Origin of the sequence: Chryseobacterium culicis (genome assembly GCF_900108365.1) — a bacterium.
GTDB lineage: Bacteria > Bacteroidota > Bacteroidia > Flavobacteriales > Weeksellaceae > Chryseobacterium > Chryseobacterium culicis.
Genome location: NZ_FNWQ01000001.1, coordinates 1,290,761 through 1,305,621 on the forward strand (window position 1 = coordinate 1,290,761; position 14,861 = coordinate 1,305,621).

Sequence of the window (14,861 nt, forward strand, 5' to 3'; positions counted from 1 at the left end):
TGAGATGTATTTTAAACTTCGATTTAAAATTATAGGAATTTTCCTGTTGAGCTCTGTCTATAGTGCAGCTCAAAAACAAATCTATAAAGATCCCAAACAGCCCATAGAAGCCAGAGTTCAGGACCTGCTGAAAAGAATGACACCCGAAGAAAAATTCTGGCAGTGTTTCATGATTCCAGGAGACTTGGACAACGTTCCGAAAGGACAGTATTCCCATGGAATCTTCGGATTGCAGGTAAGTGCAGGAAATCAGGGTGGCGGGGCAGCCGGGCAACTGCTGAAATATAATGCCAGTGAGGATGCTGAAAGACTTGTGAAAAAAATCAATGCCATTCAAAAATATTTCGTTGAAGAATCAAGACTGGGAATTCCCATTATTCCTTTTGATGAAGCCCTGCACGGACTGGTTCGGGAAGGCGCTACCGCTTTTCCGCAGTCAATCGGTCTGGCAGCCACTTTTAATCCGGAATTAATGACGAAGGTCTCAACAGCAATCGCCAGAGAATCAAAATTAAGGGGAATCCGCCAGATTCTGACGCCGGTAGTTAACCTCGCTAATGACGTGAGATGGGGAAGAACAGAAGAAACTTATGGTGAAGATCCTTTTTTGACCTCCGTAATGGGGGTGAGCTTTGTTGCTCCATTTGAAAATATGGAAATCATTACCACTCCCAAACACTTTTTAGCCAATGTAGGAGAAGGGGGAAGAGATTCCTACCCGATTCACTGGAGCAGAAGGTATCTGGAGGAAACCCATTTAGTTCCATTTTACAATGCCTTTACAAAAGGAAAAAGCCGATCGGTAATGACCTCTTACAACCTGCTGGATGGAAGGCCTGCTACAGCAAATCACTGGCTCTTAACCGAAAAATTAAAAAAAGACTGGAATTTCAAAGGTTTTGTAATCAGTGACGCAAGTGCAGTAGGAGGCGCAAATGTATTGCATTTTACAGCAAAAGATTATGATGATGCTTCTGCACAGGCCATCAATGCGGGTCTTGATGTTATTTTTCAGACAGAATACAAACATTATCAACTCTTTATTCCTCCGTTTTTGGATGGAAGAATCTCAAAAGAAAGAATTGATGATGCCGTTTCAAGAGTTTTGAAAGCCAAATTCGAGCTTGGATTGTTCGAAAATCCTTATGTTTCGGAAAAAGAAATTGAAGCGCTGAAAAAACTTAACCATAAGCCTCTGGCAGAAAAAGCAGCTGCAGAATCATTTGTTTTGCTTCAGAACAATAATCAGACGCTTCCTGTTCCCGCGAATGTGAAGAAAATCCTCGTAGTAGGCACAGATGCTGTGGAGGCAAGGCTGGGAGGGTATTCAGGCCCGGGAAATAAGAAGATACATATTCTCGATGGGCTTAAAAAGTATACTGAGAATAAAGGAATTGAAATCATTTACTCAAATGGTATCGACTGGAATGTAAAGGAATTGGCTACCATCTCAACAGAATATCTGTCCTCAGAAAATAAAAAGGGCTTAAAAGGAAGCTATTTTTCCAATGCAGATTTACAAGGAAATCCGTCTTACGAGAAGCAGGATGAACAGGTCAGTTTTAAATGGACCCTATATTCTCCTGATCCTGAAAAACTTCAGCCGGATAACTACAGCATTCGCTGGACGGGTAAACTGGAAGCTCCGGATTCCGGAAAATATCAGTTGGGATTACGAGGAAATGATGGCTTCAGATTATACCTGGACGGAAAATTACTCATCGACCGATGGGAAAAACTGAGCTATTCCACCCAAACAGTTGAAGCAGATCTCGTAAAAGGAAAAAAGTATGACCTTAAGATTGAATTCCATGAAAACCGTGGGGAAGCCAATCTGGAGCTGATCTGGAACTATGGCCGGCACAATTATCAGAAGGATTTTAATGAGGCGCTGAGCCTTGCCCAAAAAGCAGACTATATCATTATTACCGCCGGAATTCACGAGGGAGAATTTCAGGATCGTTCTTCGCTGAGTCTGCCCGGAAATCAGGAACCTTTTATTCATGAAGTTTCAACATTAAATAAACCCACTGCTGTGATTTTAGTAGGAGGTTCAGCCATTAAAACAACAGCATGGAAGGACAAGGTAGGAGCCATCTTAGATATTTGGTATCCCGGTGAAGAAGGCGGAAATGCTGTTGCAAAAACACTTTTCGGAGCAGAAAATCCATCAGGGAAATTACCGGTCACTTTTCCGGTAGAGGAAGGCCAGCTTCCCTTAACCTACAATCATCATCCAACAGGAAGGGGAAATGATTATCATGACCTGAGCGGTGAACCGCTATATCCTTTTGGTTTCGGATTGAGTTATACCACTTTTGAAATCTCCGGATTGCAGCTGAATAAAGCCCGGTATTCAGAAAATGATACTATTATTGCTAGGGTAAATGTGAAAAATACAGGTTCAAAAGAAGGAAGCGAAGTCGTTCAGCTGTATGTGAAAGATCTATTGGCTTCTGTTTCAAGACCTGTTATTGAGCTTAAGGGATTTCAGAAAGTAGAATTGAAACCCGGAGAATCCAAATCCGTTACCATCGAAGTTCCCGTAAAGCAGTTACAGTTTTTAAATGAAAAGATGGACTGGATTGTAGAAAAAGGGATATACAGAATAATGATTGGCAATTCATCAAAAAATCTTCCTTTAAAACAAAATATTGAAGTTTTATAACCATAAAAAAGAGCAGAAATTTCTGCTCTTTTTCGTATTGTATTCTGTGAATTTCTAATATTTTCTTGCTAATAAAACGTTCAGTAAAAATGTTCCCGTCCAGTTACTGTTATTGGATCCGTTGTTTCCCATAAAATCAACACGTGCCACAGAAACAGTAAGTCTCGTTCTTCCTGCAGTACCATTATTGGCAAGACTTACAAACGAAGCAGTGAATACATCAGGAAAACTCGAGTTATTTCCGGCCGTAAGAATAGGATACATATTCGTAACATTAAACGGGGTTCCCTGATATTCATACACGATGGTCATTCTGCTGGCATTGGTAAAAAGTGAAGAATGAGCATTATCTACAGACGATTTACTTATAATCCACCACCTGTCAGTCGCACTGCCGGAATCATATCCTGCATTAAAATGGTTCGTCCAGTCTGCAACAGAGGTACTTCCCAAAGCATGTGGAGGAATAAAAAGCTGTGTACCATAAATTTCTACGTTGCTGGGTTTAGGAAGAACCGTAAAAGATAAATCCCATGTTCCTCCGGTTGTATTGCTGTTGTTTACTACTTCAGCATATGCCCCTGTAGGAATCACAAAAGAAGCAACAGGAGTATTGTCAATCCTTAAAGTATTGCCACTGGAAGCCTGCAGTGTAATTGCGTTGGCAGAGATATTTTTGATCTTATAAATTCTTCCGGTAAAACTTGTCGTTCCTGAGCCAACAACAGGAAGTGTAAATGTGGCATCTGCCGTACCGTTATACGTGATATAATGGTCAGTTGCCAGAATATTGTAAGTAGTAGCCGTGATCTGGGTATAGCCGGCTCTTAATGAACCGTTTATCGCAAGAGTACTGTTGGGAGTCAATGTATTAATACCTACCTGTGCATTTAAAGACAGCGCTCCAAATAAAAGAATTGAGATGTATTTTTTCATATTTTGTAATTAGTTTCAAACAAAAATATAAAAAATATGATGCAAAATTCACATATTTAGGAATAATTTTTACGTTTTTACGATCAATATAGCATTATGGTGTGAAATTTTTGAACAAGCATTTTAGATTAATCTGCATGGCACTTCCAGATCTTCAGTGAGATAATAGCTGCAGCATAGTCTGTGGTAACCGTCTGCAATAATAAGCTCCTGCGGTCCTCTTACAAGAAGGATCGGAGAAAGCTTTTTGTTTTTTTCAACTTTTTTCAGGCTTTCCTTTACATGAATATTGGTTTCCGGCAGCAATGCAAGTTTGCTTGCTCTTAAAATGTCTTTTGATTTTTTGATGATCGTTGGGGCTGCCTTTAATTGTTCAACCATTTTGTTCGCTTCGTCCGGATCCACAAGAAGTTCCAGGTAATCCAATGCTGCAGGAAAATCATGCTCCTCCGGTTCTTTCATCCAGATGCTGTCTTTTGTCAGATTCTTTTTTTTCGCAGAAGTCTTCATAATGCTTTATTTAAGGTAAATAAATATATTAAAAATAGAGCAGCTTTTGATCACGTATTGTATGGTTTACGATTTACAAAAAAAATCTTGGTATGATATATGCAAGATTGATGGTGAACCGGAATGAATTTAATTAAAAAAATACAGTTGATTAAATTTATTCAAAAATAAGAACATTATGAAAAAGTTATTAATCTCAATGGTATTGTTACTAGGTTTATCAATGAATGTTTCAGCACAGAAACGTCCGCCAGCCCCACCGCATCCTTCAAAAAATGAATTGGTGAATATAAAAATGCAGGAGCTTACCAAAAAATACAATACAGAAAAGAAATTGATCCTTAATCATCCGCTTGCCACCAAACAAATGAAGAGAGATCAGATGAAAGCTTTAAATGACAGATATGCGGCTGAAAAGCGATTACTGAGACAGGCAAAATAATAGATAATTTTCGCAGTTATTAGAACTCAAAAAGCTGTTTTTTATCTATTGAACTTTGAGAAATTCTCAATAGAAAAGAAATTTATTAAAAGAGAATACGTTATGTATTCTCTTTTTTTATGTAAAATTGAATAAAAACAGCGTTCTTCCTGCAATGTAAGATCAGTTGGCATAAACATGAAACATCCAATATTTTTCCTTAAATTCGCATAAAAATTTTTAAAGTAATGAATTACGATATTATTGTCATTGGAAGTGGTCCTGGTGGATATGTAACTGCGATCAGAGCAGCGCAATTAGGTTTCAAAACCGCAATTATCGAGAAAGAAAATTTAGGAGGAATCTGCCTTAACTGGGGATGTATTCCAACTAAAGCTTTATTGAAATCTGCTCAGGTTTTTCATTATATCAACCATGCTGAAGATTATGGTTTAAATAAAGTGGAGGGAAGCTTTGAATTCCCGAATGTAATTCAGAGAAGCCGTGGTGTTGCCAGCAAAATGAGCAAAGGAATCGAGTTCTTGATGAAAAAGAATAAGATTGACGTAATTCTTGGTACTGCAAAAGTGCAGAAAGGTAAAAAAGTTTCTGTTACAGATAAAGAAGGAAAAGTAACTGAATACACAGGTACTCATATCATTATTGCAACCGGAGCCCGTTCAAGAGAATTACCAAACTTGCCACAGGATGGTAAAAAAGTAATCGGATACAGACAGGCATTATCTCTTCCTGAACAGCCAAAATCTATGATTGTTGTTGGTTCCGGAGCTATCGGGGTAGAGTTTGCTGACTTTTACAACACAATGGGGACCAAAGTAACTGTTGTGGAATTCATGCCAAATATTGTACCTGTAGAAGACGAAGAAATCTCTAAACATTTGGAGAAATCTCTGAAAAAGACAGGAATCGAGATTATGACAAACGCTTCTGTGGAAAGCGTAGATACAAGCGGTGAAGGTGTAAAAGCTACTGTAAAAACGGCTAACGGAAACATCACTCTTGAAGCTGATATCCTGTTATCTGCCGTAGGTATTGCTGCTAACATCGAAAACATCGGGTTAGAGGAAGTAGGAATCCAGACAGACAAAGGAAGAGTATTGGTAAACGAATGGTACGAAACTTCAGTACCGGGTTACTATGCCATCGGAGATATCATCCCAACTCAGGCATTGGCTCACGTTGCTTCTGCAGAAGGAATTACTTGTGTTGAGAAAATTAAAGGAATGCACGTTGAAAAAATCGACTATGGCAATATTCCTGGATGTACTTACTGCCACCCGGAAGTAGCTTCTGTAGGTCTTACTGAAAAGCAGGCTAAAGAAAAAGGATACGAAATCAAAGTAGGTAAATTCCCTCTTTCTGCAAGTGGTAAAGCTACTGCCAACGGAAATACAGACGGATTTATCAAAGTAATTTTCGATGCTAAATACGGAGAGTGGTTAGGATGCCACATGATTGGTGAAGGCGTTACTGATATGGTTGCTGAAGCTGTGGTAGCAAGAAAACTGGAAACTACAGGTCACGAAATCATCAAATCTATTCACCCGCACCCAACAGTTTCTGAAGCTATTATGGAAGCTGCTGCTGCTGCTTATGGTGAAGTGATTCACATTTAATCTGCTCATTCTTATACAATATAAAGCCCGGATTACTCCGGGCTTTTTTTATCCAAAATAACAACTCATTCAGATGCATTTATCTAAGTCTCACAGAATAAAATGATAAAAGCATTACAGACTTATCTTTACGATCTCTTGGGTTGAATTTGTCCTAGTTTTATATGTGATTTTATTAAAATAATTTTAAAATCAGCATATTTATGAAAATTAACTTAATTATTTCAGACTGTTTTCATACATTTAATCTATGAATTTTGAGAGAGTAGGACTTGTTTTATCAGGAGGCGGTACCAAAGGGATCGCTCATGCAGGAGTATTAAAATTCTTACAGGAAAAAGGAATTGAGGTGGATATTCTTTCGTGCTGCAGCGCAGGCTCTATTGTAGGCTGTCTTCATGCGATCGGTAAAACACCCGAAGAAATCCTGGAGTTTTTCAATTCGGTGTATTTTTTCAACTGGAAACACTTTACGTTCAATCAGCCTGGGCTTGTTTCATCTGTAATTTTCAGAAATTACCTGAAACCTATTTTTCACGACATGAAATTAGGAGACTTGGATATAGAAGTAAAAATTGTTGCTACTGAACTTGTTGCCGGAACCCAGAAGATTTTTGATAAAGATTTTGAAATTGTAGATGCTATCATTGCCTCATGTTCTATTCCCGGAATCACAACACCTTATATCATTGGGGATGAAATGTACTGCGATGGAGGCGTACTGAATAATTTTCCGGCCGATATTATCAGAGAGGACTGTGACAAGCTGATCGGTGTATTTGTATCTCCACCCAACGAAGCTAAAATTAAGGATCTGAACTCCATTAAAGCCATTGTTTCCCGCTCTTACGACCTTCTTTCCTACAGGATAGAAAAAATAAAATTTGATTACTGCGACTGGTTTATTTCTTCTCAGAAACTATCTTCCTATGGAACTTTTGAGCGAAGAAAAGACAGACTGGAAGAGATTTTCAATATCGGTTACAAAGCTGCCAAAGAAAGTTATGAGGAAAGTACTTTCTTTACCGAATTAAGACAATCCGGAACATAAAAAATCCCGCAGGAATGCAGGATTTCTGTTTTATAAAAAGGTGAATTGAAAAGACAGGCTATAATAACTTACAGCTTCTATCCTCCCGCTTCCAGCCTTAATGTTTCCTAATTTTTAACCACATAGCCGTCCTGGCGAACAATTTCACGGTCATTAGCATCACTCACAACCAATGTATAGGGTGCCTTTTTCGGGGAATCGGTCAGGTAATTTCTCCAGATCTGATAGCTGTGTCCCTCATTATTGAAGTTGATATAATAGTTGCCGCCGGTACCATCAGGAATAAGTTCCCCATCACTGATGATCATGCTAGGTTTAGCAGTAATTTTTGCATTGGCATTCCATGATTGGTAAAGGTATTTACCATTCGGCTGCTTGTCAATCCTGATCTTGAATTTTTTGGTTTTGATAATAACCGTCTTCGGGACCTGCTGAAGGATGGAAGAGGTTATAAAACTTTCTGTTTTTGGAGCAGGAATCTCTTTGGCATAAACGAAAGAAAACTGAGCTAAGCAGAACGTTCCTAATAAAATGTGCTTTATCATATTGAGTGGTTATGGGTTAACATTTTAGATTCTATCAAATATAAAGCCATTTTTCAATTTAGAATATAAATATACAATACTGGAAATTAGATTTTTACAACTTCTGAATAGGTGTTTTCAGAAAATAATAATACTGATATTCAATTGATTATTGTTTTATTGATAAAATATTGCGAATTTCTGAATCAAGTGATTACTATTCTTATGTACATTTGTATCATCAAAAGGATCTTGTTCCTTTATTATCAAAATGAAACTCATTAACTTTAGGTTTTATCTGTTAAAAGTGTCAGAAATCATCTTCACGATTTTTAATACATCTCCTCCTACAATTTCTTAATTTTTTCGAAAGAAATATCATAACATTCGTACGCTGCTTTTTCGCATTCAGAAAAATCAGAGTACACTCCCTGTTTAAAATTTAATCAAAAAACAAAACAAATTATGGAATTAGCTTTTCATGGCTGGATGGTTCCGGCCGTAATTGCGCTTTTGTGCGTATTTTTTTACAAATTTATTTTAAGAATTTTCTTTGGATTAATCATTGTTCCCCAGGATAAAATCGGTTTGGTTACCAAAAAGTTTGTATTGGTAGGTAAGCAGGAACTTCCGGAGGGAAGAATAATTGCAACCAACGGAGAAGCGGGTTTTCAGGCCCAGACATTAGCGCCCGGTGTCTATTTTGGAAAATGGATATGGCAGTATTCTATCGATTTTCAGCCGTTTACAGTGATCCCAACCGGTAAGATAGGTTTGCTGCTGGCAAAAGATGGGATAGAGCTTGAGACCGGAAGAATTTTAGCCAGAAAAGTAGACTGCGATTCTTTCCAGGATGCTGAAGCATTTTTAAAAAACGGAGGAAGGAAAGGCCGCCAGACCGCAATTATAGCACCCGGATCTTACAGGATCAATACACTGCTGTTTGAAATAGAATTAACCGATATGACGCAGATTCCTGATAATGCGGTGGGAATTATCACAACCATGGAGGGAAGCCCTCTGGAAGAAGGGCAGATTGCGGGTAAGATTATCAATGATCATAATAAGTTTCAGGATGTCGATACTTTTTTAATGAACGGAGGATATAAAGGCCTTCAGGAGCAGGTTATTCTGGCCGGTTCCTATTTTCTGAATCCATGGTTTACAAAAGTGGAAATGGTAAAAATGACCGAGATTCCGATCGGACACGTGGGGGTAATTATCAGCTATGTAGGAGAAGACGGAAAAGATTTAAGCGGGGTTGATTTTAAACATGGAAATATCGTAGAGAAAGGTCATAAAGGAGTTTGGGCGGAGCCTATCGGTCCCGGAAAATATCCGATTAATCCTTATATTATGAAGGTGGAACTTGTTCCGACTACCAATTTGGTACTGAACTGGGCTTATGAAAGAAGCGAATCCCACCAGCTCGATAAAAATCTTTCAACCATTACCGTACGAAGTAAAGATGGTTTCCCTTTCAATCTGGATGTTTCGCAAATTATTCATATTCCTACCTATGAAGCTCCGAAAGTGATCGCCCGTTTTGGAAATATGATCAATCTTGTCAGCCAGGTTCTGGAACCCACCATTGGGAATTACTTCAGAAACTCTGCTCAGGACAGTGATGTGATTGCATTTTTAGGAACCCGAAAAGAAAGACAACAGTCAGCTAAAGATCATATCAGCAGTGTTTTGGAACAGTATAATGTGAATGCGGTTGATACATTAATTGGTGCCATTGTGCCACCGGAAAGTTTAATGAAGACTCTCACAGACAGAAAACTGGCGGAAGAACAGAAAATTACGTACGAAACTGAAATGCTGGCTCAGGAAACACGCCAGGCTTTGGAAAAAGAGACAGCTGTTGCCGATATGCAGAAGGAAATTGTAAAAGCGGATCAGGGGGTTCTGATTGCGGAAAGAATTGCAGACGCCTCCGTGAAGAAAGCAACCGGAGATGCCAATTCTGTAAGATTGCAGGCGAATGCAGAAGGAGACCGATTGAAGCTGCTGGCAACCGGAGAAGCGGAAAAAACTAGACTTCTGGCAAAAGCTGAAGCGGAAAAGATCGAATTGCTGGCAAAAGCAAGTGCTGAACAGATTTCATTAACCGGTAATGCTGAAGCAGAAAAAATTCTGGCCATCGGTAAATCTAACGCAGAATCTTATAAATTGTCTGTAGAAGCAATGGGCGGAAATAATTTTACTCAATTAAAAATTATGGAAAATATAGCGAGTCAAAATGTAAGAATAATGCCTGAAGTATTAATCGGAGGCGGCGGAGATTCTGCAAATGGAGGAATCAGCGGACTTTTAGGACTTCAGCTGTTGGAACAGGTTCAGAAGAAAAATATAGAAACGGTTTCTGCAACGGAAGATGGAACGGATAATAATTCTTAACTTAAATTGTAATGTTTTAAAATGATTTATATTGTTCAGCTTATTATAACACTTTTGGTAATTAGTTTTTTTATTTTCTCCATTATTGAAATCTATTGTAAGATTGTAAAAAAAGAATCCAGAACTTATTTTGGAATGCTTATTAGCTTGATTTTATTTTTTTTAATGATTACAGTACGCAATCATTTGGTTAAAAATGAACTTGTAAAAAATATAAAAGCTTCAAAAATAGAACAGGGCAATTCATTTTTTTCAAAAAACGAATTGTCTGATATTCATATTGTAAGTGAGAAAATGAGAGTGGTAGATAAGGATATTTATATTGTGCTTATGCCTCAAAAAGATACGCTTTACATAAATCAGGATTTTCATGATAAAAATAAATTCTGGGTTCACTATAAAAAGTACGAGATTTTAAAACTTACAGCACCAATAGGATACATCATTAAAAACTAAAAAATCGCCCGAAAAACTTTCGGGCGATTTCATATTTTTTATGCGGTATAACTTGCAAAAGCATCTTCCAGACTTTCAAATTTGCCTTTAAACTCATCAATAGGGCAGTCCTGAAGAATGTTCCCTTTATGAATAAGAATTACTCTGGAGCAAAGTGCTTCAACTTCCTGCATGATATGCGTTGATAATAAAACGGTCTTTTGCTGTCCGATTTCCTTCACCACATTACGGATTTCAATGATCTGGTTTGGATCCAGCCCATTGGTAGGTTCGTCCAGAATCAGTAGATCCGGCTGATGAATGATAGCCTGTGCCAATCCTACACGCTGCTTATATCCTTTAGACAGCTGTCCTATTTTTTTTGATTTTTCGGGAGTAATGCCAACCAGTTCTATGACCTCATCTACCCTGGATTCAGAGATTTTATGAATATTGGCTACAAACTGAAGGTATTCTTTCACATACATTTCCAGATACAGCGGGTTGTTTTCCGGTAGAAAGCCTATTTTCTTTTTGCTTTCAATCTCATGGTCTGAGATATTTTTTCCATTGAAAATAATTTCACCCTGATCAATTTTCAGCGCACCGACAATAGATTTCATCAGCGTCGATTTCCCGGCACCGTTTGGGCCAAGAAGACCGATGATCTCATTTTTATCAATAGAAATATTGATAGTGTCAAGAGCTGTCTGCTCACCAAATTTTTTGGTTAAATTGATTATCTGAAGCGGCATAAGTTTGAATGTCTTTGTGCAAAAATAAAATAAAAAAACTCATCCGACAGAATGAGTTTTACAATATTTATAAAATATAATTATTTCTTTGATTTTTTCTTGGCTCCTCCTGTTGCCGGGGCAGCGGTTGAGGCAGTATTTCCGGTTGCCTTATTCACGGCAGGGTTTACAGAAGCGGGCTTGTCATAGAGGGCAAACTTCCCATTCGTTCTTCCGAAAACTTTTTCAACCTGCTTTTGAGTTAAGAACTGTGACTTTCCAATATACTTTCTGTTTTTATTGATGATCTGGATAAACTGTACCGTCTGCTGGCCATAATTTTTTTCGTAATGAAGCTCTATAATATCATTAGGAAGTTCAAGTACGATATTTTCGTCAGGAGGTGTGATAAAGCCATCCATAATCAGTTTAAATAATCCGGCAACATCATTATTAAGGTTATGGAAAGAAAAAGATCGGATTGTATTCAGATTGCTCGTGTTCAGATCCTGGTAGTTGACTGTAAATTTATCTTCCTTTTTATATAGACCTACGGAATTATCTTTACCAATTTCCACCAAACTTTCATTCTTCAACACTTTTATCTGTGAGAAAACTGAAATACCGAACATACATGTAATAAGTAGAATTATTTTTCTCATGAAATGAATTTTAATGTTTTATTACTTGGTGTACATAAATTTACTAATAAAAAAGCAAAAAAGCAACTTTATTAGTTCAGGCAAAAGTAACATTTTTTTTTAATATCAATATGGGATAATCCGATGATGCTATGGATTTCATAGTTTATATAAAACACTGATAATTAGATTTTTGCTTGTTTTCTTCTGTGAAGGTGCAGATTTTATCTGAAACCCGATTGACAATAGCTGATACGGTGTAATGTGCTGAAAAACAGATTAAATATTACTCAGGCTAACTTGAATTTTATATTAATTTGAAATTAATGTTAAAAATGCGGTTTTATAGATTAAAATCTAAAAAATGAGCGGAAATCCAATACCGGAATAATGCTAAACAGTTTTTATAACAGCTTATTTCTCGAAACTGAAAATATCAAGGCATCAAATTCTTTTTTATAACTTCTTCCAACGGGAATCTGTTTTCTGCCGACCAAAACGTCACTACTGCTGAAAGCCGTCACAAAATCAGAATTGATGATAAAAGACCTGTGTATTCTTACAAATCCCTTACCGGATAAAGTTTTTTCGATTTCAGTAATCGTACTTTTTGAAATAAAAGATTCCTGAGTAACAAGTACTATTTTGATATCATTTCCCTGACTTTCAAAATAAGCAATCTGTTTTGATGATTGTGGTCATTGGGGTTTCTGTTGCCGCCAGACTGATGGTATGCAATGAATTGATGGCAGAAACAGATACTGCTTCTTCAGATTTCTGGAAATTATGGTATATGAAAATATATTATCCTACGCACACAAGGCTGGACGGGCTTGGAACAGGTGTTTTGACAGGATATTTAATGCAGCATTTGCGTTTTCCAGCTAAACTTTTTTATTTATGTTTTTTGGAAAATGAAAAGGCGCAAAATATTATTGTAAAGTAGTTATAAGGCGCAAAGATTTTATCTCCGATAAAATTTAATAATGCTTATTTCAAATACTTTATATGACAATTTTTTTATTTAGCCGTAATTGCTTTCAAAACGACATTCTTTATGGCGGCTTCTTTGAAACTCCAGTACTCACGGTTTTCAGGCATTTGATTTTCAAGGATAATCAAAGTAGTATCTGTGGAGGGAAAATACACATTAAGGCAGGTAAAGCCATCGCCAAGTCCGGTCACGGCATAATAATCCAGACCCGCTTCTTTAATAAACCTCACATTATACCCAAACCCCATGCTTTCTTTTCCGAATACATCATGCTGAGCACTGGTAGAAGGGGTGAGCATCTGTTTTTGGAACTCCGGAGACAGCAATTTTCCTTTAAATAATGCCTGATCCCATTTTGCCAGATCCTGTACTGTAGAAATGATTCCTGCAGCGGGAGCAATATCATCATTGAGAAAGGATTCTTTTACGCTGCTGAACTGATTGTTTTCGTTCATATAACCGGGAACTGCAGATGGGGTACTCTTTGTATGGTAAACAAAAGTGTGATCCATTTTCAGCTTTTTGAAAAGAGAGTTGGCCAGTTCCGTGAAGCTTTTTCCGGTGGTGTTTTTTAGAATTTCTCCAAGCATCGTGTAGGAAAGATTACCATATTTGAATTGGGATCCGGCTTTAAAGGCGGCCGGCTTCTCAAGATGGGTAATCCCATGGGTATGGTTCAGAAGATGATGGATCGTAACTGTATCTGCCCAGGTCTGGGTAAGGGAAGGAATATATTTTTTGATGGGGGTATGAAGATCCAGTTTTCCCTGTTCAGCCGCCTGTAGAATTAAAACGGCCGTCATCTGCTTGGAATTCGACATGATTTCAAACTGATCATTTGTTTTCAAAGGGATTTTTTTCTCAAAATCTTTGTATCCATTGGATTTCAGATATTCTACTTTTCCTTTTTGAGTGACTGAAACAACACCGTTGAACTGTATCGGGACTGATGCTGTAATAATGCTGTCTATTTTATGTGTATAGGAGTCTTTTTTCTGAGCTGTTGCGGAAATTGACAGCACGGTGGAAAATACACCGGTGAAGAGTAATTTTTTTATGGTCATATATATTTTTATTATTGAAAAAAGTAAGGGATGTAAGAAATGAAAATGATTTTCAAATATATGTATTTCCTCTTTTTCTTTTATTCCAGATATTATAATAATTTAGCCTCTATGAAAATTAAAATTATTAGCCTTTCTATCATTTTTTTCTCTGTTGTTTCCTGTAAAAAAGATAAAAAATACCCAAAATATGTCGAACTGGAATCTGAAAATGGAACCTATTCACTTTATATAAAAGATGGAACTTTTGAATTCTTAAAAACAGAACATGTAAGTTATGATCAAATCGTAACAGCAACATTCTCTGAAGGGAAATATAAAATATCAGGTGATGAATTGATGTTGAATAGTGATAAAGGGAAAAAGTATATTTTCAAGATTGGAAATGAATCTGAACTGATCCCGGAAAAAATGGATTCTTTAAAAGATTTGAAAGGGTTATATCCTGTTCAAATTCTTCATAGCAATAAAATGCCGAAAGAAATGGGACGTCTGGATTCTTTAGGGAGAAAAAATGCTTTGTGGCTTTACTTTAATGAAAAAGGAAAGGTGATTAACCAGAGGTTGTATAAAAATGGCGAGCTGATACAAGATCATTATAAATCTGATATTGTTATAAAATAAAAGAATCTGTAAGAGACCTGGAAATAAACAGTATTCAATTTTATCGCAGATAAAATCCTTGCGCCTTATAGCAACCTTCTTAATAATATTTTGCGTCTTTGCGTTTTCCAATTATACCTTTCTTGCTTGTGCTTTTTTGAAAATGCAAAGCTTTTTTAATTCTATATACAATTTTAAGGCGCGAAAAAATCAAAGATTTTTAGCAAGTGAAAGTTGAAA

At 37.1% G+C, this 14,861-nt stretch carries 15 protein-coding genes; 8 read left to right on the forward strand and 7 right to left on the reverse strand.

Translation table 11 applies throughout. The features are described from left to right. Positions 1-4 precede the first annotated feature (4 nt). On the forward strand, positions 5-2,668 hold the full coding sequence (locus BLW74_RS05675) for a beta-glucosidase (protein WP_089690447.1): 2,664 nt from the start codon (positions 5-7) through the stop codon (positions 2,666-2,668). A 54-nt stretch (positions 2,669-2,722) separates the two neighbouring features. Here BLW74_RS05675 and BLW74_RS05680 read toward each other — a convergent pair whose 3' ends face one another. Both BLW74_RS05680 and BLW74_RS05685 read right to left on the reverse strand, forming a co-directional pair. Next, on the reverse strand, positions 2,723-3,604 hold the full coding sequence (locus BLW74_RS05680) for a hypothetical protein (RefSeq protein WP_089690448.1): 882 nt from the start codon (positions 3,602-3,604) through the stop codon (positions 2,723-2,725). Between the two features lie 123 nt (positions 3,605-3,727). Continuing rightward, the gene (locus tag BLW74_RS05685; RefSeq protein ID WP_089690449.1) at positions 3,728-4,114 is read right to left on the reverse strand and encodes a hypothetical protein; all 387 of its coding nucleotides are present in this window, start codon (positions 4,112-4,114) and stop codon (positions 3,728-3,730) included. A gap of 178 nt (positions 4,115-4,292) precedes the next feature. On the opposite strand from BLW74_RS05685, the gene BLW74_RS05690 reads away from it, so the two are divergent. The 3 genes from BLW74_RS05690 to BLW74_RS05700 all read left to right on the forward strand — a co-directional run bounded on the left by BLW74_RS05690 (position 4,293) and on the right by BLW74_RS05700 (position 7,223). After that, on the forward strand, positions 4,293-4,556 hold the full coding sequence (locus BLW74_RS05690) for a hypothetical protein (RefSeq protein ID WP_089690450.1): 264 nt from the start codon (positions 4,293-4,295) through the stop codon (positions 4,554-4,556). A 227-nt stretch (positions 4,557-4,783) separates the two neighbouring features. Beyond that, positions 4,784-6,172, forward strand: coding sequence for a dihydrolipoyl dehydrogenase (gene lpdA, locus BLW74_RS05695; protein WP_089690451.1), 1,389 nt, complete (start codon positions 4,784-4,786; stop codon positions 6,170-6,172). Between the two features lie 250 nt (positions 6,173-6,422). Further along, positions 6,423-7,223, forward strand: coding sequence for a patatin-like phospholipase family protein (locus BLW74_RS05700; protein ID WP_089690452.1), 801 nt, complete (start codon positions 6,423-6,425; stop codon positions 7,221-7,223). Between the two features lie 107 nt (positions 7,224-7,330). On the opposite strand, the gene BLW74_RS05705 is transcribed toward BLW74_RS05700, so the two are convergent. Continuing rightward, positions 7,331-7,768 carry a hypothetical protein gene (locus BLW74_RS05705; RefSeq protein ID WP_089690453.1) on the reverse strand — a complete coding sequence of 146 codons (438 nt, stop codon included), beginning with the start codon at positions 7,766-7,768 and terminating at the stop codon, positions 7,331-7,333. Between the two features lie 444 nt (positions 7,769-8,212). Between BLW74_RS05705 and BLW74_RS05710 the strand changes: the two genes are divergently transcribed. Next, positions 8,213-10,150 (forward strand): SPFH domain-containing protein, encoded by a 1,938-nt coding sequence (locus BLW74_RS05710; protein ID WP_089690454.1) that lies wholly within the window; start codon positions 8,213-8,215, stop codon positions 10,148-10,150. A 21-nt stretch (positions 10,151-10,171) separates the two neighbouring features. Beyond that, positions 10,172-10,606 (forward strand): hypothetical protein, encoded by a 435-nt coding sequence (locus tag BLW74_RS05715; protein WP_089690455.1) that lies wholly within the window; start codon positions 10,172-10,174, stop codon positions 10,604-10,606. 38 nt (positions 10,607-10,644) lie between these two features. Here the strand turns inward: BLW74_RS05715 and BLW74_RS05720 are convergent, their stop codons facing one another. The 3 genes from BLW74_RS05720 to BLW74_RS22855 all read right to left on the reverse strand — a co-directional run bounded on the left by BLW74_RS05720 (position 10,645) and on the right by BLW74_RS22855 (position 12,640). Further along, complete coding sequence (locus BLW74_RS05720; RefSeq protein WP_089690456.1) at positions 10,645-11,340, reverse strand: ABC transporter ATP-binding protein; 696 nt, start codon at positions 11,338-11,340, stop codon at positions 10,645-10,647. Positions 11,341-11,420: 80 nt separating this feature from the next. Beyond that, complete coding sequence (locus tag BLW74_RS05725) at positions 11,421-11,981, reverse strand: hypothetical protein (RefSeq protein WP_089690457.1); 561 nt, start codon at positions 11,979-11,981, stop codon at positions 11,421-11,423. Positions 11,982-12,364: 383 nt separating this feature from the next. After that, on the reverse strand, positions 12,365-12,640 hold the full coding sequence (locus BLW74_RS22855; RefSeq protein WP_089690458.1) for a LytR/AlgR family response regulator transcription factor: 276 nt from the start codon (positions 12,638-12,640) through the stop codon (positions 12,365-12,367). A gap of 8 nt (positions 12,641-12,648) precedes the next feature. Between BLW74_RS22855 and BLW74_RS05735 the strand changes: the two genes are divergently transcribed. Further along, on the forward strand, positions 12,649-12,906 hold the full coding sequence (locus tag BLW74_RS05735; protein ID WP_089690459.1) for a hypothetical protein: 258 nt from the start codon (positions 12,649-12,651) through the stop codon (positions 12,904-12,906). Between the two features lie 74 nt (positions 12,907-12,980). Here BLW74_RS05735 and BLW74_RS05740 read toward each other — a convergent pair whose 3' ends face one another. Then, positions 12,981-14,018: a serine hydrolase domain-containing protein gene (locus tag BLW74_RS05740; RefSeq protein WP_089690460.1), complete on the reverse strand. Its 1,038-nt coding sequence runs from the start codon at positions 14,016-14,018 to the stop codon at positions 12,981-12,983. Between the two features lie 111 nt (positions 14,019-14,129). Here BLW74_RS05740 and BLW74_RS05745 point away from each other — a divergent pair, with 111 nt between their 5' ends. Beyond that, positions 14,130-14,642: a hypothetical protein gene (locus BLW74_RS05745; protein ID WP_139265704.1), complete on the forward strand. Its 513-nt coding sequence runs from the start codon at positions 14,130-14,132 to the stop codon at positions 14,640-14,642. Positions 14,643-14,861 lie beyond the last annotated feature (219 nt).

Excerpts from the sequence above, each read along its gene's own strand:
- BLW74_RS05685 (WP_089690449.1), bottom strand. The coding sequence starts at position 4,114 with ATGAAGACTTCTGCGAAAAAAAAGAATCTGACAAAAGACAGCATCTGG.
- BLW74_RS05735 (WP_089690459.1), top strand. The coding sequence starts at position 12,649 with ATGATTGTGGTCATTGGGGTTTCTGTTGCCGCCAGACTGATGGTATGC.
- BLW74_RS05700 (WP_089690452.1), top strand. The coding sequence starts at position 6,423 with ATGAATTTTGAGAGAGTAGGACTTGTTTTATCAGGAGGCGGTACCAAA.
- BLW74_RS05720 (WP_089690456.1), bottom strand. The coding sequence starts at position 11,340 with ATGCCGCTTCAGATAATCAATTTAACCAAAAAATTTGGTGAGCAGACA.
- BLW74_RS05740 (WP_089690460.1), bottom strand. The coding sequence starts at position 14,018 with ATGACCATAAAAAAATTACTCTTCACCGGTGTATTTTCCACCGTGCTG.
- lpdA (WP_089690451.1), top strand. The coding sequence starts at position 4,784 with ATGAATTACGATATTATTGTCATTGGAAGTGGTCCTGGTGGATATGTA.
- BLW74_RS05690 (WP_089690450.1), top strand. The coding sequence starts at position 4,293 with ATGAAAAAGTTATTAATCTCAATGGTATTGTTACTAGGTTTATCAATG.
- BLW74_RS05680 (WP_089690448.1), bottom strand. The coding sequence starts at position 3,604 with ATGAAAAAATACATCTCAATTCTTTTATTTGGAGCGCTGTCTTTAAAT.
- BLW74_RS05710 (WP_089690454.1), top strand. The coding sequence starts at position 8,213 with ATGGAATTAGCTTTTCATGGCTGGATGGTTCCGGCCGTAATTGCGCTT.
- BLW74_RS05675 (WP_089690447.1), top strand. The coding sequence starts at position 5 with ATGTATTTTAAACTTCGATTTAAAATTATAGGAATTTTCCTGTTGAGC.
- BLW74_RS05745 (WP_139265704.1), top strand. The coding sequence starts at position 14,130 with ATGAAAATTAAAATTATTAGCCTTTCTATCATTTTTTTCTCTGTTGTT.
- BLW74_RS05725 (WP_089690457.1), bottom strand. The coding sequence starts at position 11,981 with ATGAGAAAAATAATTCTACTTATTACATGTATGTTCGGTATTTCAGTT.
- BLW74_RS05705 (WP_089690453.1), bottom strand. The coding sequence starts at position 7,768 with ATGATAAAGCACATTTTATTAGGAACGTTCTGCTTAGCTCAGTTTTCT.
- BLW74_RS05715 (WP_089690455.1), top strand. The coding sequence starts at position 10,172 with ATGATTTATATTGTTCAGCTTATTATAACACTTTTGGTAATTAGTTTT.